At 73.5% G+C, this 19,783-nt stretch carries 17 protein-coding genes and 2 pseudogenes; 8 read left to right on the plus strand and 11 right to left on the minus strand.

Annotated elements, in window-relative coordinates:
* Window positions 1–200 precede the first annotated feature (200 nt).
* Window positions 201–815, minus strand: a complete 615-nt coding sequence (locus tag ADK55_RS34830; RefSeq protein ID WP_053684909.1) for a helix-turn-helix domain-containing protein — start codon at window positions 813–815, stop codon at window positions 201–203.
* A gap of 168 nt (window positions 816–983) precedes the next feature.
* On the opposite strand from ADK55_RS34830, the gene ADK55_RS34835 reads away from it, so the two are divergent.
* Window positions 984–1,628, plus strand: coding sequence for a hypothetical protein (locus ADK55_RS34835; RefSeq protein ID WP_053684911.1), 645 nt, complete (start codon window positions 984–986; stop codon window positions 1,626–1,628).
* Window positions 1,629–1,724: 96 nt separating this feature from the next.
* Here the strand turns inward: ADK55_RS34835 and ADK55_RS34840 are convergent, their stop codons facing one another.
* Together ADK55_RS34840 and ADK55_RS34845 are read right to left on the minus strand one after the other, a co-directional pair.
* Complete coding sequence (locus tag ADK55_RS34840; RefSeq protein WP_053684913.1) at window positions 1,725–4,364, minus strand: DUF6493 family protein; 2,640 nt, start codon at window positions 4,362–4,364, stop codon at window positions 1,725–1,727.
* Window positions 4,361–5,779, minus strand: a complete 1,419-nt coding sequence (locus tag ADK55_RS34845; protein ID WP_053684915.1) for an SWIM zinc finger family protein — start codon at window positions 5,777–5,779, stop codon at window positions 4,361–4,363. Before ADK55_RS34845 ends, ADK55_RS34840 begins: the two co-directional genes overlap by 4 nt.
* A gap of 155 nt (window positions 5,780–5,934) precedes the next feature.
* Between ADK55_RS34845 and ADK55_RS34850 the strand changes: the two genes are divergently transcribed.
* Window positions 5,935–6,498, plus strand: a complete 564-nt coding sequence (locus tag ADK55_RS34850) for a pyridoxamine 5'-phosphate oxidase family protein (RefSeq protein ID WP_053684917.1) — start codon at window positions 5,935–5,937, stop codon at window positions 6,496–6,498.
* 70 nt (window positions 6,499–6,568) lie between these two features.
* Here the strand turns inward: ADK55_RS34850 and ADK55_RS34855 are convergent, their stop codons facing one another.
* Window positions 6,569–6,910, minus strand: coding sequence for a hypothetical protein (locus ADK55_RS34855; protein ID WP_053684919.1), 342 nt, complete (start codon window positions 6,908–6,910; stop codon window positions 6,569–6,571).
* Between the two features lie 228 nt (window positions 6,911–7,138).
* Between ADK55_RS34855 and ADK55_RS34860 the strand changes: the two genes are divergently transcribed.
* The 3 genes and pseudogenes from ADK55_RS34860 (at window position 7,139) to ADK55_RS34870 (ending at window position 9,653) form a co-directional block, all read left to right on the plus strand.
* Window positions 7,139–7,876, plus strand: a complete 738-nt coding sequence (locus ADK55_RS34860; protein ID WP_234350375.1) for a class I SAM-dependent methyltransferase — start codon at window positions 7,139–7,141, stop codon at window positions 7,874–7,876.
* A gap of 181 nt (window positions 7,877–8,057) precedes the next feature.
* Window positions 8,058–8,640 (plus strand): annotated as a pseudogene (locus ADK55_RS34865) (dihydrofolate reductase family protein).
* Window positions 8,637–9,653, plus strand: coding sequence for a GNAT family N-acetyltransferase (locus ADK55_RS34870; RefSeq protein WP_234350376.1), 1,017 nt, complete (start codon window positions 8,637–8,639; stop codon window positions 9,651–9,653). The pseudogene ADK55_RS34865 and the gene ADK55_RS34870 overlap by 4 nt, the downstream one beginning before the upstream one ends.
* Here the strand turns inward: ADK55_RS34870 and ADK55_RS34875 are convergent.
* The 4 genes from ADK55_RS34875 to ADK55_RS34890 all read right to left on the minus strand — a co-directional run bounded on the left by ADK55_RS34875 (window position 9,648) and on the right by ADK55_RS34890 (window position 14,805).
* The gene (locus ADK55_RS34875; RefSeq protein ID WP_053684925.1) at window positions 9,648–12,440 is read right to left on the minus strand and encodes a helix-turn-helix transcriptional regulator; all 2,793 of its coding nucleotides are present in this window, start codon (window positions 12,438–12,440) and stop codon (window positions 9,648–9,650) included. The genes ADK55_RS34870 and ADK55_RS34875 overlap by 6 nt on opposite strands.
* Before the next feature lie 325 nt (window positions 12,441–12,765).
* Entirely contained in the window at window positions 12,766–13,416 is a 651-nt protein-coding gene (locus ADK55_RS34880) for a sortase domain-bontaining protein (RefSeq protein ID WP_053684941.1), read from the minus strand.
* 320 nt (window positions 13,417–13,736) lie between these two features.
* Window positions 13,737–14,060 (minus strand): monooxygenase, encoded by a 324-nt coding sequence (locus tag ADK55_RS34885; protein WP_053684927.1) that lies wholly within the window; start codon window positions 14,058–14,060, stop codon window positions 13,737–13,739.
* Between the two features lie 175 nt (window positions 14,061–14,235).
* Window positions 14,236–14,805 carry a TetR/AcrR family transcriptional regulator gene (locus ADK55_RS34890; protein ID WP_053684929.1) on the minus strand — a complete coding sequence of 190 codons (570 nt, stop codon included), beginning with the start codon at window positions 14,803–14,805 and terminating at the stop codon, window positions 14,236–14,238.
* A 103-nt stretch (window positions 14,806–14,908) separates the two neighbouring features.
* On the opposite strand from ADK55_RS34890, the gene ADK55_RS34895 reads away from it, so the two are divergent.
* The gene (locus tag ADK55_RS34895) at window positions 14,909–15,820 is read left to right on the plus strand and encodes an alpha/beta hydrolase family protein (protein WP_053684930.1); all 912 of its coding nucleotides are present in this window, start codon (window positions 14,909–14,911) and stop codon (window positions 15,818–15,820) included.
* Window positions 15,821–15,936: 116 nt separating this feature from the next.
* Here the strand turns inward: ADK55_RS34895 and ADK55_RS37245 are convergent.
* The 3 genes and pseudogenes from ADK55_RS37245 to ADK55_RS34905 form a co-directional block, all read right to left on the minus strand.
* A pseudogene (locus tag ADK55_RS37245) lies at window positions 15,937–16,131 on the minus strand (hypothetical protein); the annotation flags it as partial.
* An 83-nt stretch (window positions 16,132–16,214) separates the two neighbouring features.
* Entirely contained in the window at window positions 16,215–17,159 is a 945-nt protein-coding gene (locus ADK55_RS34900; RefSeq protein ID WP_053684933.1) for an alpha/beta fold hydrolase, read from the minus strand.
* 58 nt (window positions 17,160–17,217) lie between these two features.
* Window positions 17,218–18,594: an alpha/beta hydrolase gene (locus ADK55_RS34905; protein WP_053684935.1), complete on the minus strand. Its 1,377-nt coding sequence runs from the start codon at window positions 18,592–18,594 to the stop codon at window positions 17,218–17,220.
* A gap of 89 nt (window positions 18,595–18,683) precedes the next feature.
* Here ADK55_RS34905 and ADK55_RS34910 point away from each other — a divergent pair, with 89 nt between their 5' ends.
* Both ADK55_RS34910 and ADK55_RS34915 read left to right on the plus strand, forming a co-directional pair.
* On the plus strand, window positions 18,684–19,301 hold the full coding sequence (locus ADK55_RS34910) for a TetR/AcrR family transcriptional regulator (RefSeq protein WP_053684937.1): 618 nt from the start codon (window positions 18,684–18,686) through the stop codon (window positions 19,299–19,301).
* Between the two features lie 101 nt (window positions 19,302–19,402).
* Window positions 19,403–19,774, plus strand: coding sequence for a hypothetical protein (locus ADK55_RS34915; RefSeq protein WP_053684939.1), 372 nt, complete (start codon window positions 19,403–19,405; stop codon window positions 19,772–19,774).
* The last annotated feature ends 9 nt before the right edge of the window (window positions 19,775–19,783 follow it).

Genomic DNA, 19,783 nt, shown 5'->3' on the forward strand with positions numbered 1-19,783 from the left:
GGGTGGGGGGGCCGGGGGGTTTCGGGGGGTGGGGGTGTGGGCGGAGGTGGCGTCGTGGCCGCCCTGGTCGTGGGGGGGCGTGGGGGGCGGGGGGTGCGTCATGCGGCCAACGTAGGCGGAGCATGCGTCATCGGCATGACGTCTTGCCGGATGCGCAAGACATGGGCGGTGTGGCCTGCCGAAACCGCAACGACGGACGCTCACGCCGATGGGCGGTCCTGGCTCTCGGCCCCCTGGCCCCGGGGGACGCGTCCGCCGGCACGCTGATGGCCGCGTCGGGCGTCGCGGTCGAAGATGCCCATGATTTCGCACGGGCCGCCCGCGGTGCCGATGGCGTGGGGAAGCATGGTGGGGAACTCCGCGGCCTGGTTGGTCTCGATCCGGTAGCGCCGATCGCCCAGCAGCAGGATCGCGGTACCGGAGAGGACGACGAGCCATTCGCGGCCGGGGTGGGCGCGCAGGCGCGAGGGGTTGTCCGGGGGCGGTTCGGTCATGCGTTGGCGTACCACGGTCATGCCCGGGTCGGCCTTGACGGGCCAGCGCATCAGCCCGTGGGCGCCGTCGATCACCGGGCTGGAGATCACGTCGTCCGTGGCGTTCTCGACCAGCTGGTCCAAGGTGGTGTCCAGAGCGCGGGCGAGGGTGACCAACTGGTCCAGGGCGAGGCGTCGCTGACCGTTCTCGATGCGGCTGAGGGTGGACTGGCTGACGTTGGCGCGCGCCGCGAGCTCCTCCAACGACCAGCCCTGTGCCACGCGCAGCGCGCGGACACGTTGGCGGACCAGGCTGTCCAGGTCTCCGTCACCTTGCGTCATGGGCAAGAGCGTATGCCCCATCCGCAAGCCGACCCGTGCCACACGGCCGGACGGGACCGTGTCCATCCGCCCCACCCTCCCCAATGCTCCGGAACCGGTGGACGGATCCTGCACCGGCACCTGCAGAGCGCGCACACCGCCGCGCAGCGGGTCGATCGGAAGGACCGGGTGTTGTATCCGCCCCTGCGCGAGCAGTGGGTGTACGACGCCACGACCCGGCAGAACCTGCGCAAGGGGATGACCCCGTTCCCGGACCCCGGGCAGGGTCTGCGCCTCTTCGTCGAGGCCCGGAGGAACGCGCCGTCGATCGCCGCGTACGCCGACTCCGACGACGAGGTCGCGAGCGCCACGGTCGCCGCCGCCGTCGGGGAGCGTCGGGTCACCCTGACGCTGACCGCGGCCGAACGGAACGTGCACCACGTGTGCGTGCGCCACACGCTCGCGTTCTTCGACTTCACGGACGCGTCCCGGCCCCGGCCCGTCAACACCTTCTGGCCCGACGTGCGCACCTTCGACGACGCCACGGCCCTCGCCGTGGCGCTGCTGCCGGGCATCGGCCGCAGTTGTCTGCGCGAACTGGACCGCGCGCAGGGCAACGTGGCCGAGGCGGCCGACTGGCTCGACGAGGTCCTGGAGATCTCCAACGAGGACGTCGACGGCCGGCTCGTCTTCTACAACGTGCAGATCACCGAGGTGGGCGGTACGGACGCGGCCCCCGCGGTGAGCGCCGTCATCGAGTCGTTCGCGCCGGACGGCTCCGACGGTCCGGGCTTCACCCGAGGGGATCTGGACCTCATCGCCGGGAAGCTGTGACCCCGGGCCATGGCGTGCCCCGCACGTCATGGCCCCCGGCGGTCCCCGGTACGCGGGGCCCGGCGGCCCCCTCAGCTCGGAGCCCCCGGCCGGCCGTCACCCGCCCCCGGTCGACACGGACCGGTTGCGGCGCAGTGCGTCGCGCAGTCGGACGGACTGGGTGACCAGCCGGGATCGGCCGCCGCGGGCCGCGGCCTCCGCGAGTCCGGCGGGGTCCGGCGAGGCCGCGCCGGACTGCTCCACGCAGTCGGCGGCCGTCGCGAGGAGTTCTCCGGCGCCGCGCGGATCCAAGGTGCCGGTGAGCAGCGCGGGCAGTACGGCCGCCAGTACGGCCCAGGTCGTGGCGTGGGCGCCGGTCGCGGCGGCGGTGCGCAGCGAGTCGGCGAGCCGGTTGGGCTTGACGGTGCCCAGCGTCATCAGTTCGGCCAGGTCCTCGCCGAGGCGCACGGCGTCCAGCTCGTCGCGGGCGGCGAGGGTGAGGAGCGCGTCGACGGCCCGCAGCCGGTCCTCGGGGTGGCGGGCGCCGAGCGCGGCGGCGACCGCGAGGTGCAGGGCCGGGCCGGCGGGTCCGCCGGCGGCGGTGAGCCAGGGCAGTACGGCGGCCCCGTCGCGGGCTTCGTGGAGGGCGCAGGAGGTGATGGTCGGGAGCCACCAGGCGGCCAGGGTCTCCCGGTCCTCGGGCAGGACCGCGAGCGCCGAGGCGTCGTCGCCTCCGTCCCAGCAGCGTGCGGATGCCTTGCGTGCCCCTGCCAGTTCGTGGAACGGTTCCGGGAACTCGCCGATCACGGTGGGGCGTTCCCCGGTGTCCAGGACGAGGTGCGCGGGGGTTGCCCCGTACGCGTACCGCACGGCGGACGCGGTGCGGCGGGTAACGGATACGGGCTGTCCGGCGGCGCCGAGCCAGGATGCCAGTCGGTGCCCTTCGGGGGTGCCGAGGGCGGTGGCCCCGGCGATGGCCCCGGCGTCACGGCGGACCCTCAGCAGGGCTTGGGCGAAGTCCACCGGGGCGGGCTCTTCGCCGAGCCGGCGGTACTCGGCGAGCCGGGCGACCAGCACGTGGGGGTCCAGGGAGCCCGTCTCGACGGTGGGTGTGGCGAGGAGGAAGGGCAGCGGTCGGGTCGCGACGCGCCCCGCGGCCTCGTTCAGGCGGGCACGGACGACGGTGTGCAGCCCGGGGTGGTGACAGCCGGAGCGCCACGACAAGACTGCCACGGGTGGGGTGCCGGTCGGGGGCACGTCCAGGACGGCGGCGGCGACGCGTTCCAGGCCGGGCAGTTCACCGATGAGGTGGCGGGACTGTTCGGGGTCGAGCCACCAGCGGCCCGCCAGCGCGGGGCGCAGCGCCTCGGCGAGGGCCGCACGGTCGCGGTGGGCGTGCCGTACCAGGCCGTCCAGGGCGCGCTCGAACTCCTCGACGGTCGCGGTGCGGGAGTTGACGACCGCGGCGACGAGCTCCACGGTCTCCTGGACCGTCTCCGGGGCCGGGGCGAGCGGGGACGGGACGGGGGGCGGCGGCAGGGTCTCCCGGTAGGGGCCGGTGTCCTCGGCGGGCGCGGCGGCCGGTCCGAGGAGGTCCACCGCCCGGGCCCGGTGGGTCTGGCTCAGCAGCTGTGCCCGGTCGGCGAGTTCGGCGCGCAGGTCGGGATCGTCGGTGAGGTGCGCCGCGGCCAGGTCGAGGGCCCGTTCCTGGATTTCGGTGTCCGGGTGCCCGAAGGCCTCGCCGAGCGCGGGCAGCAGTTCCGGGGCGGCGGCCGGGTCGCGGCCGAGTTCCTTGCCGATCAGTACGAGCTGGGCGCGCACCAGCTTCTTCTCGGGGCGGAACAGGGCGCCGGTCGACATCTCGGCGAGCATGCGGGGCGTGAGCCGGTCCGCGGCGGCGAGCCGGGCCAGTGTCCGCTGGGCGTCGCCGGCGACGGAGGACGGTGCGTCGGCGGTCAGCGCGATCCAGTCGGCGGCGCGCCTCCCTTCCTCTTCCTCGGTCGGCTGGAGGGCCCGAAGGACGGCCTGGTAGGGCTTCAGTTCGGTGGGCTTGCCGCCGCGCAGCAACCGGGCGACACAGCCGTCCAGGAGGACGGCGCGCTCCAGGCGTCCCTCGCCGGCGAGGCGGGCCAACGCGGCCGGCCAGTGCTGGGGGTCGTCCGGGTCACAGCGCCAGGCGAAGGAGCCGACCGGTTCGGCGGTCTCGAAGAGGCGCGGTACGAACGCGGTGAGGTGGGGGTCCTCGCGCAGGGCCCGCGTGAGCCGGTTCCCGGACGCGCCGACGGCCTGCGCCCAGCCCTCGACGCAGCCGTCGGTGGTGGGCATCGGACAGCCCGCGAGCCGGACGAGTTCGCTGATCAGCGGATAGTCCTGCGCGGCGGTGCCGGCTCGGGCGGCGAGCCGGTGGGCGAGGTCGCCGAGCCATCGCGGTTCCCGGCCGGCGAGGACGTCGAGGAGGACGGGGGTGGGGTGTTGGCGCCAACGGCGCAGGTCGCGGGCGCCGATCCAGCCGGCGGCGGCCGCGGCGCCGGTGTGGCAGCCGGCTCCGGCGACGACCAGCGCCGGGCTCATCAGGTCCCGTTCCTGCCAGCGGTCCCAGCCCGAGGCGCGCAGTTCGGCGCGCAGTTCGGCGCGCAGTTCCTTCAGGTCGGCGAGCAGGGCGCGCCGCTGTCCGGGGTCCAGCGGCTTGAGGAGTCCGGGCACGGCGGTGGTGCGGCCCGTCCGTACGGCTTCGAGGACGTCGTCGCCGCCGCTCATCGTGCGGCTCCGGAAGGGGTGGGGGTGGTGGTCGAGGTCGGGGTGGTGGCGGAGGCGGCGCGCAGGGCCATGCGGGTGGCGAGGGCGTGCTTGCAGGGGCCGCGGCGGCCCCGGTAGTCGGCCCACCACTGGCAGGTGCAGCTGAGGGCGCCGCCCGACTCGCGGACCTGGTAGCGGCGTTCGCCGGAGGCCACGACGGCGATACCGGCGCGCTCCAGGGTGACCGCGCCGGCCTCCAGCAGGGCGCGGGCCGCGACCAGGCGGGGGTTGTGGCGCTCGGCGCGCCGGGCGTCGTAGGGCAGTTCCCGGTGGAAGTAGGCCGCTTCGGCGATGTCGTATCCGACCCGGCCGGCGGTACCGAGGCGGGTGAGGGCGGCCCGGACCCGCGCCACCGGAAGGCCCGACTGCTCGGCGAGGTCGGCCGGGTCGATGCGCGGCTCCCACGCGAGCAGTACGGAGATCAGCTCGGCGTCCTCGGCCGCGGTGTCGGTGGCGAGGGCCTCCAGGACACCGCCCTCGCCGGAGAACCCGCGGTCGGCCCGCGGGGAGAGGGTCAGTGTGAGCCGCATGCCGGGCAGGCCCACTTCCCAGGCGGACGCGGTGGGGTTGGCGCCGTCCGCCCCGGGGCCGTACACGCGCAGGGCGGTGGCGTACCGCAGTACGCGCTGGAAGGCGGCGAGGCGTTCGGGGCCGGGCAGGCAGACCGCTCCGGGCACCGGCCGGGTGGTGGGGCGCAGCGTACGGCCGGCGGGGACCACCCACAGGGCGGCGCTCGCGGCTCCACCGCCGGACGTGGTGCGCGGCAGGGAACGCAGGAAGCGTGCCGTCTCGGTGGCGGTCAGTTCGGCGCGGAGGTCGAAGCCGGTGGTGACGGCCTGGGCCTCGGCGAAGCCGCGCAGCCAACGGTCCGGCAGGGGGACCTTCTTCTCGACGACCGGGCCGTCGAGGGTGGTCACGGCCAGTTCGTCGGGCCCGACCCGCAGGTGCAGCGGATCGTCCCCGGCGAGGCGGGACAACGCCTCCCGCAGCGGGTTGTTGACGTCCACGTTGGTGGTGCCGTGGCCGGTGTCGGCGCCGCGCAGGCCCTCGGGCAGCACGTCCAGCCGGGCGTACACGCCACAGCACCCGGAGAAGGACTCGAACCGCAACCGGTCGCCGTTGCCCGTGACCACCGGGTCGAGGGACGCGCGCAGGGTGCGCTGGTAGTAGCGGGCCGAGGCCACGTCCGCGACGGCGAGCAACGCCCGCGCCGCCGCCTGGGGGGCGCCCAGGAACCCGGAGAAGAACTGCGGATGGGCGTCGGCGCCGGTCGGCGTCAGACCGCCGGCCGTCTCCAGGTTGAGGGCCTGCCCCGCCGCAGCGGAGGTCAGGTAGGAGGGGCGGGCGTAGGCGAAGGTGTGTGCGGTTCGCGTCATGTCCGAGACGCTAGGTGAGACCACTGACAGCGCCCCGGCGCTCCGGGCCGCGGCCGCTCGACCGCCATCGGGCGTACGGAGCGGTACAGAGCGGTGTGGCGGTGATGTCCGCACGGGCGGCCGGTCGTTGTGCGGGGAAACGAAGGAGAGGTGCCATGCCCACTCAGGAACCCGCCGACCGACCCACGCCCACGACCGAGCTCGACGGGCGCTACAGCTCCGCGCTCAATCCCCGCCCCGGCGCCGAGGACGTCATCGCCACCGAATGGGCCGACGCCCAGAGGCAGTTGGAGACCGCCGAGATCTTCTGGGTGTCCACGGTGCGACCCGACGGCCGCCTCCACGTCACTCCCGTGATCGCCGCCTGGCACGACGGGGTGTTGTACTTCTCGACCGGCCCGGGCGAGCAGAAGGCCAAGAACCTCGCCCGGGACGGCCACTGCGCCCTGACCACCGGGGGGAACTCGCTCACCGAAGGGCTCGACCTCGTGGTCGAGGGCACGGCGAAGCAGGTTGCCGATCCGGCGGTGCTGGAGGAGGTGATCGCGGCGTACGAGGCGAAGTACGGGGCACACATCACCTCGCCCGAGGGCACCTTCCACGGCATCGGGGACGCCTTCCGGGCGGGGCACGCGGTGGTGTTCGCGGTGGCCCCGGACACCGCGTACGGCTTCGGTCGGGACGACGGGCTGTACACCCACACCCGGTGGACGTTCTGAGCCCCGGCCCGCGCGGGGCCGCGACGGGCGCACGCGGCGTCGGGTGAGCCGTTGACGCCGACGGTCCCCGTCAGGGTTGCATCTCCTTCACCGTGAGTCTGCCGTCGGGCGTGAGGCTGAAGGAGGTGCGGAACGTGATGCCGATGTCGTGGTCCGTCTCGCCGTACGCGTCGAGGTAGACGTCCTCGGCCTTGCCGTAGTGAACGCGGGCCTGGGCGGCGGGCACCCAGGAGTTGGTCCGCACGTGCGTCGACCAGGCGCCCATCGTTTCGCTCTTCCACGGGCCCCAACTGCGTTCGGGGTAGAGTCCCGGCGTCCTGCCCTGGTGAAAGAGCACGCCGGTGAGGGCGAGCACCACCACGGCCACAAGGACCAGAATCCACGCGATGGCGCGGTGACGGTTCAGCGGCACGGGCCTCACTCCTGACGGTCGGTGGATCGGTGGATCGGTGGATCGGTGGATCGGTGGCCCCAGCATCCGTCATCGCGATCGTCCTCCGGGGCCCTGTTACCGCATCGTCGGGTAACGGGGCCCCACCGCGGCCCCGGGCCGAACTGCCGGGCCGAATTGCCGGGCACTCGGGGCGCGGTTCGTGTCAGGATGCGAGGCATGTCCGGTCGCGCACTGAGTTTCGGAGCAATGGCGCAAGCGTACGAACGGTTCCGGCCGGGGTATCCCGACCGGCTCTTCGACATGGTCGCGGCGTACGCGGGTCATCCGCCGCGGACCGCGCTGGAAATCGGCGCCGGGACGGGCAAGGCGACCCGTCTCTTCGCCCGACGGGGGGTCGCGGTCACCGCGACCGAGCCTGACGGGGCCATGCTCGCCGAGTTGCGCAAACACGTGCCGGCGCACGTCAGGGCGGTGCGGGCCGCGTTCGAGGACGTGCGGGAGGGCGAGAGGTACGGGCTGGTCTACGCGGCGGCGGCGCTGCACTGGACGACCCCGCAGGGCCGGTGGTCGCGCATGGCCGGACTGCTGGAGCCGGGCGGCGTGTTCGCCTCGTTCGGGGGACCGTTCCGACTGGCCGACCCGGCCGTGGAGGAGGCCGTTCGCGCGGCGCGGGCGCCGTTCCTGGAGAGTGACGAAGTCCCCTCCCCGGACGGGACACCGCCGGAGCACACCATGCAGTGGCCGGGTACGGAACTCCAACGGTCCGAGTGGTTCACCGATGTCCAACAGTCCCTGATCGAAAGAAAGTTGACGATCAGCGCGCGCGACTACGTCGGTCATCTCTCGACGATCTCGGCCTATCTCGTCCTGCCGGCCGCGGCGCGGAAGCAGGTGTTCGACCGGATCGCACGGGTCCTGCCGGAGCGGGTCGGGATCGCCGCCGACCTCACCGTCCACCTCGCCCGGCGCCGCGACGAGGGGTAGCACGTCGGGCGGACGCGGAGCGGTACCGCTCCCCCACCACCCCGCCGCGGCGACCCATGCCCGCGGGTCGGTGGCCGGTGCCCGGTGACCGGTGACATTACGTCGGGGTGACCGATGCCGGTCAGGGGGCGGCCGACCTAACGTCAGTGACATCACCCGATCGTTTCGAAAGCAGGTCCGCGTGCGTCAACTCACCTACTACGTCGGCACCAGTCTCGACGGCTTCATCGCGGGTCCCGACGGGCAGTTCGACTTCTTCCCCTTCGAGGGGGACCTGGCCGCCGCGCTGCTGGCCGAGTACCCCGAGACCATCCCGGCGCAGGGTCGCGGGCCGTTGGGCATCGAAGGAGTCCCCAACCGGCTTCGACACGGTCCTGATGGGCCGGGGCACCTATGAGCCCGGTCTCGCGGTCGGCGTCACCAGCCCCTACCCGCACCTCACCCAGTACGTCTTCTCCCGCACCCTGTCCCGGCTCGACCCCGCCGTGGAGATCGTGTCCACGGATCCGGTGGCGTTCGTCCGCGACCTCAAGCGGCAGGACGGGGCGGACATCTGGCTGTGCGGCGGAGCGGACCTGGCCGGGCAGCTGCTGGAGGAGATCGACGAACTGATCATCAAGCGCTACCCGGTCGTCATCGGCTCCGGGGTCCCGCTCTTCCGCGCGCCGTTCCTCCCGACGAGGTTCACGCTGACCGACTCCCGCGTCTTCAACACCGGCGCGACCATCACCACCTACTCGATCTCCTCGACACCTCAGAAGTGAGCACACCCATGTTGTTCCGTTCCACGACCGACACCCACACCGACCTCGACCGGGTCACCGCCGTGACCGTCGACGAACCCGTCGGCTGGATTCCCGCCGACCGCTACCTCGAAGAACTGAAGGAGGGCATGTACCGGCCTGAGTGGACCTGGATCGCCGAGGACGGCGACCGGGTCGTGGCCCGCGCCCTGTGGTGGGGTCACGCCGACGGTGAGCATCCACTCGCCCTGGACTGCCTGTACGTCGATCCCTCGGTTCCCGACCGCGCGGCGGTCGGGGCCGGGCTGATCACGGCGGGGCTGCGGGCCTTCGCCGAACAGGGCGCGACCAAGCCCCCGCTGTACAACCTGACGCTGCCGACCGGGTGGCGTCAGGACCCGGCCGTCGTCGCCGCCCTGGACTGGCGGCACGAGGCCGCACGGGCGGCCGGGCTCACCGACCAGGTGGAGCGGCTGCGCCTGGAGTGGACCCCCGACGCCGGGCTTCCCGTCTCCAGCGGGCGTCTCACCTTCACCGAGGGCTCGGACGAGGAGTTCCTCGACGTGTTCCGGCGGATCGCGGTGGGCAGCCTGGACGGCGAGACACGTCGGAACCTCGCGTCCATGGGAGCCGAGGCCACCGCCCGCGAGGAGGTGGACTTCTACCTCGGGTGCCCGGGCGAGCGTTCGTGGTGGCGGCTGGCGCGCACTCCCGACGGTCAGGTCGCCGGGCTGGCGCTCCCCTCGGCGACGCCGTACAACCGCAACGTCGGCTACCTGGGCGTCGTCCCCGAACTGCGCGGGCAGGGGTACGTCGACGACGTACTCGCCGAGATCACCCGGGTACAGGTGGAGGCGGGCGCCGAGCTGATCACGGCCACCACGGACACCGACAACGCGCCGATGGCCGCCGCGTTCGCCCGGGCCGGCTACCGGACCGCCCAGACCCGGATGATCTACTCGGTGCCGGAGGCCTCGGAGACGGCCTCGGAGGCGTCGGAGGGTTCCCCGGCGGCGTCGGCCGCGGCCTCATGAGTCGTGTACCGGCGCGAGCAGCGCGGCCAGTTCGGTGCGGGAGCCGACGCCGAGTTTGGGGAACGCGCGGTAGAGGTGGTGCCCGACCGTGCGGGGGCTCAGGAACAGTCGCGCGGCGATCTCCCGGTTGCTCGCACCGGCCGCCGCCAGCCGCACGACCTCGCGTTCCTGCGGGCTCAGCAGGCTGATCGGGCCGTCCTCACGGTCGGTCAGCCCGGTCTCCCCGCCCGCGGCTCCCAGCTCCGCCCGGGCGCGGCCTGCCCACGGGTGGGCACCGAGCCGCTCGAAGGCCTCCAGCGCGGCGCGCAGTTGGTGCCGGGCGTCGATCTGGCGCCGCAGACGGCGCAGCCATTCTCCGTAGAGCAGCGCGGTGCGGGCCCGGTCGTAGTCGCTGCCGTTCTCGTGGAGGGCCAACGCCGCGGTGAAGTGTTCCTCGGCCGTACGGTCGGGGCCGGTCAGCGCCTGGCAGCGGCGGGCCAGGGCGGACAGGACCGGCTGCCCCAGGGCGGTGGCCCATTCCCCGAGCAGCCGTGCCGGTTCCGTCGCCCGCTCCGGGCGCCCGGCACGTCCGGCCGCCTCCACGAGGTCCGCCAGCAGGGGCAGGCAGAGCGGCGGACCGGCCGCCTCGCGCGGCGCCGAATCGAGTGGTCGCGACGCGGGCTCCGGCACCGAACCCGAGTGTCGCGGTGCGGACTTCGGTGGTCGCGGCGCGCGCTCCAGAGGTCGCAGCGCCGATTCCAGGGGTTCCAGCGCCGCATCCGCCCGTCCCAGGCCGAGTTCGAGCACGCCCAACGCCCACAGGGCGTCCGTCGTACCCCGCCCCACCCCGCGCGGTCGCGTGTACGCCAGGGCCTCGGCGGCCAGGGCGCGGCCCTGTTCCTCCTCGCCCCGTACGGCCGCCGTCATCGCCAGCGCGGCCCGCAGGTGGGCGGCCCGGTGGGCCAGGTCGTGGTACTCGGCGAGCCGCAGCCCCTCCGCCGCGTGCGCGGACGCCTCGTCGTGGCGGCCGAGCGCCAGTTCCGTCTGCGCCAGCAGGTGGAGCGTGGTGGGCAGCCATCCGCCGATGCCCTGCTCCCGGCAGTGGGCGACGGCTCCGGCGGCGGCTTCCCGCGCGGCCGCGTGGTCGCCGATCAGTTGACAGTGGATCCCGGTCATCAGCCGGTCCATGACGCCCATGTTCGGGTCCCGGGAGTCCTGGACGAGCGCGCGCAGCGCGTCGAGCGCGCCGGGTACGTCACCGCCGAACAGTCGGGCGGGCACGGCCAGTACCGGCAGCTCCGGGGCGCGGGAAGCGATCTCCTCGATCAGCGTGGCGTCACCCGCGGAGAACGCGGCGTGCACCGCGTCGGTCAGCAGCGAGGCGACGGTGTCCGGGCGGTCGGTGCCGGTCAGGTCCGCGCCGGCGAGCAGGATCCGGGCGGCCGTCTCCGGTCTGCGGAAGCCGAGCTCGACGACCGCCCGGGCCCGCGCGAAGTCCGCCGCCACGCCGGGGTCCTCCAGTGGCAGCGGAACCTGGTCGGCGAGCGCGCCGCAGCGCTCGTCCTGTCCGGCGTCGGCGGCCCGCTGGGCCGCCCGGACCAGGCGGCGCGCACGGGGTCCGGGATCCGCGGTGAGCTGGGCGGCGCGCTCGTAGGCGGCGGACGCGGACGCCATCGCCTGTCGGCTCCCGGCCCATTCGGCGACCCGTTCCAGTTCCTCGGCGACCCGCTCGTCGGGGCCCGTCGACGCGGCGGCCAGGTGCCAGGCACGCCGGTGCGCCTGGCCGGCGTCGCCCAGCGTCCGCGCCAACGCCCGGTGAGCGGCGATGCGCCGGGCGAGCGGGGCGCCCTGGTAGGCGGCGTACCGCACCAGCGGATGGCGGAAGCGCACCACCGTCCCGGACACGCGCACGAACCCGGCGCGCTCGGCGGGTTCGAGGTCCTCGACCGCCGCGCCGAGCGGTCGCGCGGCCCTCAGCACCACGGCGAGGTCCCCGGAGTCGTCGGCGGCGGCCACCAGCAGGACCGCCTGGGCGGCTTCGGGAAGTCTTCGGATCTGCTCCAGGAAGCCGTCCTGGATCCGGCTCGGCAGTCCGGCGCCCTCCTCGGGGAGCGCCAAGGGGCCCAGCCGCCCGGCGCGCTGGGCCGGGGTGAGCGCGGCCGACAGCTCGATCAGGGCGAGCGGGTTGCCGCGGGCCTCCTCGATGAGCCGGTCCGCCACGTACGGTGGCAGGCCCGGCAACAACTCTGCGGCGGCCGCGCGTTCGAGGCCTTCGACGTGCAGCCGGGGAAGTCCCGTCACGGCGGCGCCGGGCGCCCCGTCGCGGACCGCGAACAGCATCACGACGCCCTCCGCCCGCAGTCGGCGTGCGGCGAACGTCAGCATGTCCACCGACGGCTGGTCGAGCCACTGCGCGTCGTCGACCAGGCACAGCAGCGGGCCGCCGGCCGCGGCCTCCGACAGCGTCGTGAGCACCGCGAGCCCGACGGTGAAGCGGTCGCGGACACCGTCGGCGGTCAGCCCGAAGACGGCCCGCAGGGCTGCGGCCTGCGGTTGTGGCAGGCCGTCGACGAGGTCCAGTACGGGCAGGAACAGTTGGTGGAGACCGCCGAAGGCCAGTTCCATCTCCGACTCGATGCCCTCGACGCGCAGTACGCGCGCCCCGTCCGCCCGGCCGGCGGCGTGGTCGAGCAGTGCGGTCTTGCCGATCCCGGCCTCGCCGTGCACCAGCAGGGCGCCGCTCTTCCCCTTCCGGGCGTCGACGAGCAACTGCTCGATCCGGTCCCGTTCCGCGTTCCGCCCCCGCACGATGTGCCCCTGTTCCCGTGGTGCCTGTTCCTGTGTTGCCTGTACCCGTGGTGCCTGTACCCCCGTGGATGCTCCGCCCGGGGTGTGGGGGTCATTGTCGCTGGTCAGGCGTTCCGCCCGGCGGTCCGGGTCGGATGTCGGCGGTGCGCGTGCTTCCCTTGCCGGAGGCGGCGGCCGCACGAGCGAGGTGTCGAGTACGGGCACCGGTCCCGGGAGCCGGCGGCAAGCGAGGAAGGGTACGAAAGGTGACCAACTCTCCTTGCGCCTGGCGCCGTCGGACGACTCCCCGACTCCGGCAGGGGGCCAGGGCGCCAGGGGACTTCTCTCAGGGCTTGGTGGCCGTGAGTACGCCGATCTTGTCGATGCGGTGTTCCGGGTTGTTCTGCGCGTCCCGCCAGCGATTGCCCGCAGCTTCGTCCTCGGGCGTGAGGCAGGTGGTCACGGTGATCATCGCTCGGCTCGGTACGGCGCCCGGGGAGCCCGGGACCGCGGCCCGTTGGGCGTCCATGGAGGCCGGCGACCGGAACGAGGTCGTCCGCGTCGCGGTGATGGTGTACTCGTACGTCACGCCGCCGGCGGTGACGTGGACCGCCGCGCCGTTCGGCAGTGACGGCAACGCCCGCAGGGGCCCGCCCGCGACGATGCGGTGGCCCGTGACGATGTAGTTCCCCACGTCGCCGGGGCCGACCCCGCCGCCGGGACCGTGGGGGCTCGCCGCCGCGCCCTGGTCCTGGATCCGGGTGCCCGGCGCGTCGTCGGGGGTCCCCTGGTACGGGACGACCGTGAGCCCGGACACGCCGATGGCGGGGATGGACAGGGTGGCCGCCTGGATGCCGGTGACGGCGTGGCCGGGTGGTGCCGCCGGTCCGGAGAGGGCGGCCGGCGCGGCCGGCGCCGTCATCAGCACCGCGAGGGCGGCGCCGGCGAGCACTGCCGGCGCGGCGCGGAAGGGCGCGGTGCGCAAGGCTGGGCACATGGGCATGGCTACATCCGTGGTTCAGCGGGCCGCACGGGGCAGAACCGGCCCGGGTGGCTCTTCCAGCGTTGCACACGGAGGTCCGCGCGGCAGCCCGTGGACGGCGCGCCGCCGCCGAGGGTCACGGCCCCTCGGCGGACCGACTCCGTCCGCCTCCGTCGAGACACCCGCCGCGCACGCACCCGCGGTCGGGCCGGGTGCTCGGTCGCAAGTGCCGCCGGCGGGAGGCCGGTTGCCGGCGGTCCGAGCCGTCGAGGTCCGTGCCGCGTCGGCAACGCCCGCCTCGTCGCGGTGTGTCGCTCGGGTTGCCGCGCCGGGGTTCAGGCAGGGGTGGGAGGAAGCGGAGCCCTGTTGATCGCCGACAGCGGGCCGTTCACGGCGAAGATCCGGCCACGGATGTCGGTGATGCCCCAGGACCGCAGCCGTTCGGTGTGCTTGGTCAGGTACTTCTGCGCGGTCGCCTCGGAATCGAAGAGGTAGATGCCGCCGGCTTCGCGGTCTTCGCTGTTCTCGGTCCAGATCTTCCAGATCATCCCCGGTTCCCGGTTGATGCTCTCGGCCAGTTGCCGGTACTCGGTCGCCATCTGTTCTCCGAAGGGGCCGTCGCTCGGGAAGTCGACCTGAAGGAGGTATGTCGTGGCCATGTCTGTTCCTTCGTGGTGCGTCGTGCGTGTGTTCGTCGGGGTGGACGGCCGACGTCATGCGGGCGATGAACGATCGCGGTTCACGGGTCGGGGAGAGCTCACGGACGAGCAGTGGGCGCCATGGGAGCCGGTGTTGCCGGAGGGCACGAGGGCCGGGCCAGCCACGCGTCCGCCGCTATGCCGTGCGACGGCATCCGGCGAGGAGGGTCGCGACCATGTGCTTGGCGTCGCCCTGGTCGTAGTCGGGGCCGGTGATGGAGAGGTTTCCGATGGCGCGCATGAGCGTGTAGGCGGTGATGCCGGGGTTGAGTTCGTCGGCGGCGGCGCAGGCGTCGAGCAGCGTCGCGCAGGCCGGGACCAGGGTGTCGAGCATGAGGGCGTGGAGGTTCTCCAGCCCCGGATCGCCGGACCCCAGGGCGGCACCGAGGCCGTGCTTGGTCACCAGGAACTCCACGAACGCGTCCGCCCAGCAGGTCAGGGCGGTGAACGGGGAGGCCGATTCCTTCAGGAGCTGCGGCGCGAGTGCGGTGCAGGTGTCGATCTGGTGCCGGTAGACGGCTGTGACGAGGTCCGCCCGGGTCGGAAAGTTTCGGTAGATCGTGCCGACGCCGACGCCGGCACGTTCGGCGATGTCGCGGATGGGGGCCTGGACTCCCTGGTCCACGAAGACCGCCGCCGCGGCCGCCAGCACGGCGCCGCGGGTGCGTTGGGCCTGCGCTTGGCGCACTCCGACAGATTCCGGCACGAGATTCTCCCTTTACTCGCGGAACACTGTTCCGCTACTTTGGCGGAACGCCGCTCCGCCAAAGTATGGCAGGGCGCCCCCATGGAGAAGGCACAGGTCCCCCATGTCCACCCACCACCTCGACCAGCGGATCGTCGCGGTCAAGCCCATCACCGTTCCCGCGCCCGGCCGCAGCGTCGACCTCCAGGTGAAGGTCACCGCCCCGTCGTCAGGCCGGAACCTTCCCGTCATCGTGTTCTCCCACGGCAACGCATGGTCCATGGACGGATACGAACCCCTCGTCGACCGGTGGGCAGCCGCCGGATTCATCGTCGTGCAACCCACCCACCTGGACTCCCGCCGCAACGGCATCACGTGGGAGGACCCGCGCTTCGCCTCCGTCTGGCGCGTCCGGATCGCCGACCTCCACGCGGTTCTCGACGGCCTCGGCGACATCCTTCTCCAGGCGGGCGATCCGGGGACCCGCGCCGACCGGGACCGCGTCGCGGTCGTCGGCCACTCCTGGGGCGCCCAGACCGCCGGCGCGCTCCTCGGCGCGCGCGTGCTCGACGCCGACGGGATTCCAGGAGAGGACTTCTCCCACTCCGCGGTCTCGGCCGGTGCGCTGATCGCCGCGACCGGTACGGGCGACACCCTCACCCCGTTCGCCGCCGAACACCTTCCGTTCATGAGGCCGGACTACTCCACCATGACCCCTCCGGTCCTGGTCGTCGCGGGCGGCAGGGACCAGTCTCAGCTCTCCACCCGGGGGCCCGCGTGGTTCACCGACGCCTATCACCTCAGCCCGGCCCCGAAGAGCCTGCTCGCCATCGCCGAGGGCGAGCACACCCTGGGCGGCCTGGCCGGCGAGAGGGTCGCCGAGACCACCGACGAGGACCCCGCCCGCGTCACCCTCGTCGCCGACGCGATCTCCGCCTACCTCCACGACGCCTTCAAGCTCGACAACGCCGCGTGGACCGCCCTCGAGAACGCCGCCGCGGCCGGCGACGGCACGTGGAGCATCACCGGCAAGTGAACCCGGCCAGACCGTGCTCTCCCGGGTGCGCCGAGGCAGGGTCCGCCCGACGAGCCGGCCGGGAGTCTCGCGAGCCGGGCCGTCGGTTTCGGATCCAGTGCTGTGGCCGAAATCGTTCACCGTGTCACGGCACTGGCCGAGCAGGCCTCGGTGATCTGACGGGTGGTCCGGGCCGCGATCCGGGGGTTGGCGTGGGCATGGGCGGTGTGCGCGTTCAGGCCGGTGGCGAGTGCCCAACCGCGGCCCCGCAGCCAGGTGGCGTCGTCGACGTCGAGCGCCGTACGGAACACGGCTCGGCTCCGTGCCGACATCGCGGGGCGACAGCGATCAGGACACCGCCCCCCGGACGCCCCTGTCCACCCGCCAATCGGCGTCGCCGCCGGGTGTCTCCCTGTCAGCCGTCGGTGTCGAGTACTTCCCGCAGGGTCCGGGCGAACTCCTCCGGGGCGCCGTGCTGACCGTACTCGCCGCCCAGGAATCCACCGTGGTCGCCGGGGAACAGCGCCGGCAGGGTTCCCAGGCCGGCGGCGGTCGCCGCCGCGGCGCGTGCGGGGAACTGGTCCCCGGACTCCTTGCCCGCCGCCACCACGATGCGCGTGGGAGCGGCGCGCAGCGCGGTGAAGTCGGGGCGGTGGGAGGTGCAACCGCGCATGTTCTGGCCCAGCAGGGGGTCCTCGCGGGAGCCGTCGTCCTCGGTCGGCAGCCCGAAGTCGGCCGGGGAGGGCGCCGGCCGTTCGGTCCAGTCGGCGGGGAAGGGGCCCTGGTGGGAGACCAGTACGAAGAACTTCGCCATCGCGGGGCCCGTTCCCTCGCGCAGGTAGGTCCGGTGGATGTCCTCGCAGGCGGCGAGCGCCGCTTCCCGATCCGGGAGCACCTGGGCCATCGGGGGCTCGTGCGCCACGAGGGTGCGTACGAGGTCGCCGTGCCGTTCGACAAGGGTCAGCGCGTTGACCGCTCCGCCGCTGCTCGCGAACACGTCCACCGCCCCGACGCCGAGGGCCTCGATCACCCTGCGCAGGTCGTCGGCGTGCTCCTCGGGCCGCGTTTGCGCGACCCCGTCGGTGCGCGCGCTGCGGCCCACGCCCCGGGGGTCGTAGGTGACCACGGTCCGGTCGGTGAAGTGCGAGGCCAGGGTCCGGAATCCGTCGGCGCCCATCGGGGACCCCACCAGCAGCAGCGCACGCGGCTCCCCGCCCGTGCCCGTGCCCGTGCTCGCGCTCCCCTTCCCGTTGATGTTCCCGTTGTCGTTCCCGTTGTCGTTCCTGTTGGTGGGCCGTCGAACGTCGAAGCCGAGGGTGGCGCCGGTCGCGTCGATCGTCCTGGTCTCAAGGTCGGTCATGTCCGTCTCCTGCCGTGCGGGGATCGTCGAGGAAGAAGACCGCCGGCGCCGCGCAAACTCATCGGTCTCCCGCGAAGTCGCGGAGGAAGTCGGGGATGTCGTCACGTGTCGGGTGGTTCGGCAGGGGTGCCGGTTCGTCCTGGAGGAAGGCGTCGATGACGGCGGCGGCCCGTTGGTCGTTGTCGTCGAGGCCGTTCCACATGTGGTGGCCGACGCCGGGCATGTACTGGGTGCGCCGGATGCCGGGGGTGTCGGCGAGGATCGCGGTCGCCCACTCGCGGAGCTGCGAGGAGCATTCGGCGATCATCAGCATCGCGGGCGTCCGGGAGCCCCTCAGCCGCGGGGCGATGGAGGGCGAGTCCTTGATCGTCTGCTGGACGCGGAGGCTCGCGGCGGGGCTGAAGGAGAAGGTGCGCGCGGTGTCCTCCTCGGGGATGCGGTGCGCGTCGCGGGCGCAGTAGGCGGAGGCGGTGTCACTGCCGAGGTCGGCGGCGGTGAACGCGTTGACGCCCTCGGCCTGGCCCACCAGGGCGCTGTCGGGGTCGAGGAGTCCGAGCCGCATCAGTGCGAAAGCGGTCGCGTAGCGCGGAACGTGCGTCGAGCGTGGTCCGGCCACGGGCGGTGCGGTGTCGCGCGCGGACGGCCGGCCCCGGTGCCCGGTGAGGCGGGCGGTGGGGCCGTCCATCGGGCCGGGCTCGGCGATGACGGCCCGGTGGACGCGCGGGGCGACGTTCGGGTCGGCCAGGGCGCGGGTGAGTACGACCGCGCCCGAGGAGAATCCCAGGACGTCGACGCCGCCCTTGTCCAGCCGGCCGATGAAGGCGTCGAGGTCGCGGACCGACCTGGAGATCGTGTACTGGTCCATGGGGAGCAGATCGCTCCGTCCGCCGCCTGCCTGCTCGTAGGCGTACACGTCGTAGCCCTGGCGGGCCAGCAGTCGCAGGAACCGGTGGTCGAGCGTGGAGATGCCGCGCACGGGTCCGCCGTGGAGGTACACGAGCGGTACGGGGTGCGCGGCGGCGGAGCTCGCGGGCGGGTGGTGGTAGACCGCGACCCGACTGCCCGTGCTCAGCGTCCAGTGCTGCGCGGTCACGAACGGAAGCGCCGCCGGTACGCGTCGCGCCGTGGGAACGGTCGGGACGCAGACGGAGGCCGTCAGCACGGCCGCGACGACCACGGGCAGGAACGGTACCCACCGGGCCCGCCGGGCGCGGCGCCGGCGACCGCGCCACAAAGCGGCGGCGACCGCGACGGCCAGGGTGGCCGACCACGCGACGAGCCCCGAGCCCGCCCCGTCCGTGAGGACGATCAGCGCCAGGAAGACGACCACCAGTGCCACGACGGCGGCCGCTGCCGCGAGCACGCGACGGGCGACGCGGACGGCCGTGCGTAACGCGGTGGGGCGGGGGGCGGGGTGCGGGTCGGGCGATGGCATGGGTGTCCCCCGGGAGGTTCGGAATGACGTCGAAAGAGTTTCAGAACGTCGTTTCAAAACGATGTTATCAGCGCCGGTAGGCTGACCCCGTGGGTAGGCCGAGAACGAATGACGCCGCGGTCAAAGAGCGGCTTGTGGCATGCGCGACCGAGATGTTCGCCACCCGGCCGCGGGAGTCGGTCACGGTGCGCGCCCTGGCCGCCGCCGCCGGGACGTCGACGGCAGCGGTGTACACGCTGTTCGACGGCAAGGACGCGCTGGTCGGCGAGGTGCGCGACCGGGCGGTCGGCGGCCTGTTCCGGGACCTGTCGGCGGTACCGACCTCCGACGACGTCCTCGCCGACCTCTACGCCCTGGCCGCCGCGTACCGCCGCTGGGGCGCCGAACACCGCCACCTGTACACGGTCTTGTTCGGCGGCGCGCAGTCCTTCGACCCGTCGGGGGCGATCGGCACCCGCGACCCCGTCCGGCCGCTGGTCGCCGCGATCGACCGCGCGGTGGCGGACTCCGTCCTCGACGGCGAGGCGCCCCTGATCGCCGTCTCGCTGTGGGTGACCCTGCACGGGCTCGTCACGCTCGAACTCGCCGGAGCCCTCGATGCCGCCACGGCCGAGAGCGCCTTCGCGTCGACGGTGCGGGCGGCGCTGCGCGGCTGGGCGACCCCCGAGGTGTTCGGCCGGCTCCGGCGTGGCGACGCCGCGCGGTGAGGCCGGTCGACGGCACGGCGGCCCGGATCCGGGTCGGGCTCCGGGTCCGGTGTCCGGGTCCGGGTCTCACATACGACGATGCGAGAAGCGAGGAAGAGTCGATGACGTTCAAGGAGGGCCGGCGCGTGAAGCTGGCCGCGGACACCAGGCTGACGGATTCCATCGAGGTGTCGGGGCTCGTCGTCGGGTTCCTGTCCCTGGCGGCGGGCACCGAGGGGACCGTCGAACGGGTGGTCGAACACCGGGAGGAGAGCGAGGGTGTCCGCGAGTACGAGCGGCTCAAGTCGCTGCTCGACTCCTTCGGCGGCCAGATGCCCGCGGCGAGCAGGAAGCAGCTCGAAGAGAAGGTCGGCTCCCTGGAGCCCGAGTGGGTCGCCTTCCAGGAACGGGGTCCCCGGGTGACGGTGCGCGTCCGCTTCGACAACGGATTCATCCTCGACGAGGCGGACGCGGCCGTCTTCACTCCTGCCTGAGCCGCGGCG

This window comes from Streptomyces sp. WM4235, assembly GCF_001279725.1.
Taxonomy (GTDB): domain Bacteria; phylum Actinomycetota; class Actinomycetes; order Streptomycetales; family Streptomycetaceae; genus Streptomyces.

Excerpts from the sequence above, each read along its gene's own strand:
- ADK55_RS34830 (WP_053684909.1), bottom strand. The coding sequence starts at position 815 with ATGACGCAAGGTGACGGAGACCTGGACAGCCTGGTCCGCCAACGTGTC.
- ADK55_RS34840 (WP_053684913.1), bottom strand. The coding sequence starts at position 4,364 with ATGAGCGGCGGCGACGACGTCCTCGAAGCCGTACGGACGGGCCGCACC.
- ADK55_RS34845 (WP_053684915.1), bottom strand. The coding sequence starts at position 5,779 with ATGACGCGAACCGCACACACCTTCGCCTACGCCCGCCCCTCCTACCTG.
- ADK55_RS34850 (WP_053684917.1), top strand. The coding sequence starts at position 5,935 with ATGCCCACTCAGGAACCCGCCGACCGACCCACGCCCACGACCGAGCTC.
- ADK55_RS34860 (WP_234350375.1), top strand. The coding sequence starts at position 7,139 with ATGGCGCAAGCGTACGAACGGTTCCGGCCGGGGTATCCCGACCGGCTC.
- ADK55_RS34880 (WP_053684941.1), bottom strand. The coding sequence starts at position 13,416 with ATGTGCCCAGCCTTGCGCACCGCGCCCTTCCGCGCCGCGCCGGCAGTG.
- ADK55_RS34885 (WP_053684927.1), bottom strand. The coding sequence starts at position 14,060 with ATGGCCACGACATACCTCCTTCAGGTCGACTTCCCGAGCGACGGCCCC.
- ADK55_RS34895 (WP_053684930.1), top strand. The coding sequence starts at position 14,909 with ATGTCCACCCACCACCTCGACCAGCGGATCGTCGCGGTCAAGCCCATC.
- ADK55_RS34900 (WP_053684933.1), bottom strand. The coding sequence starts at position 17,159 with ATGACCGACCTTGAGACCAGGACGATCGACGCGACCGGCGCCACCCTC.
- ADK55_RS34905 (WP_053684935.1), bottom strand. The coding sequence starts at position 18,594 with ATGCCATCGCCCGACCCGCACCCCGCCCCCCGCCCCACCGCGTTACGC.
- ADK55_RS34915 (WP_053684939.1), top strand. The coding sequence starts at position 19,403 with ATGACGTTCAAGGAGGGCCGGCGCGTGAAGCTGGCCGCGGACACCAGG.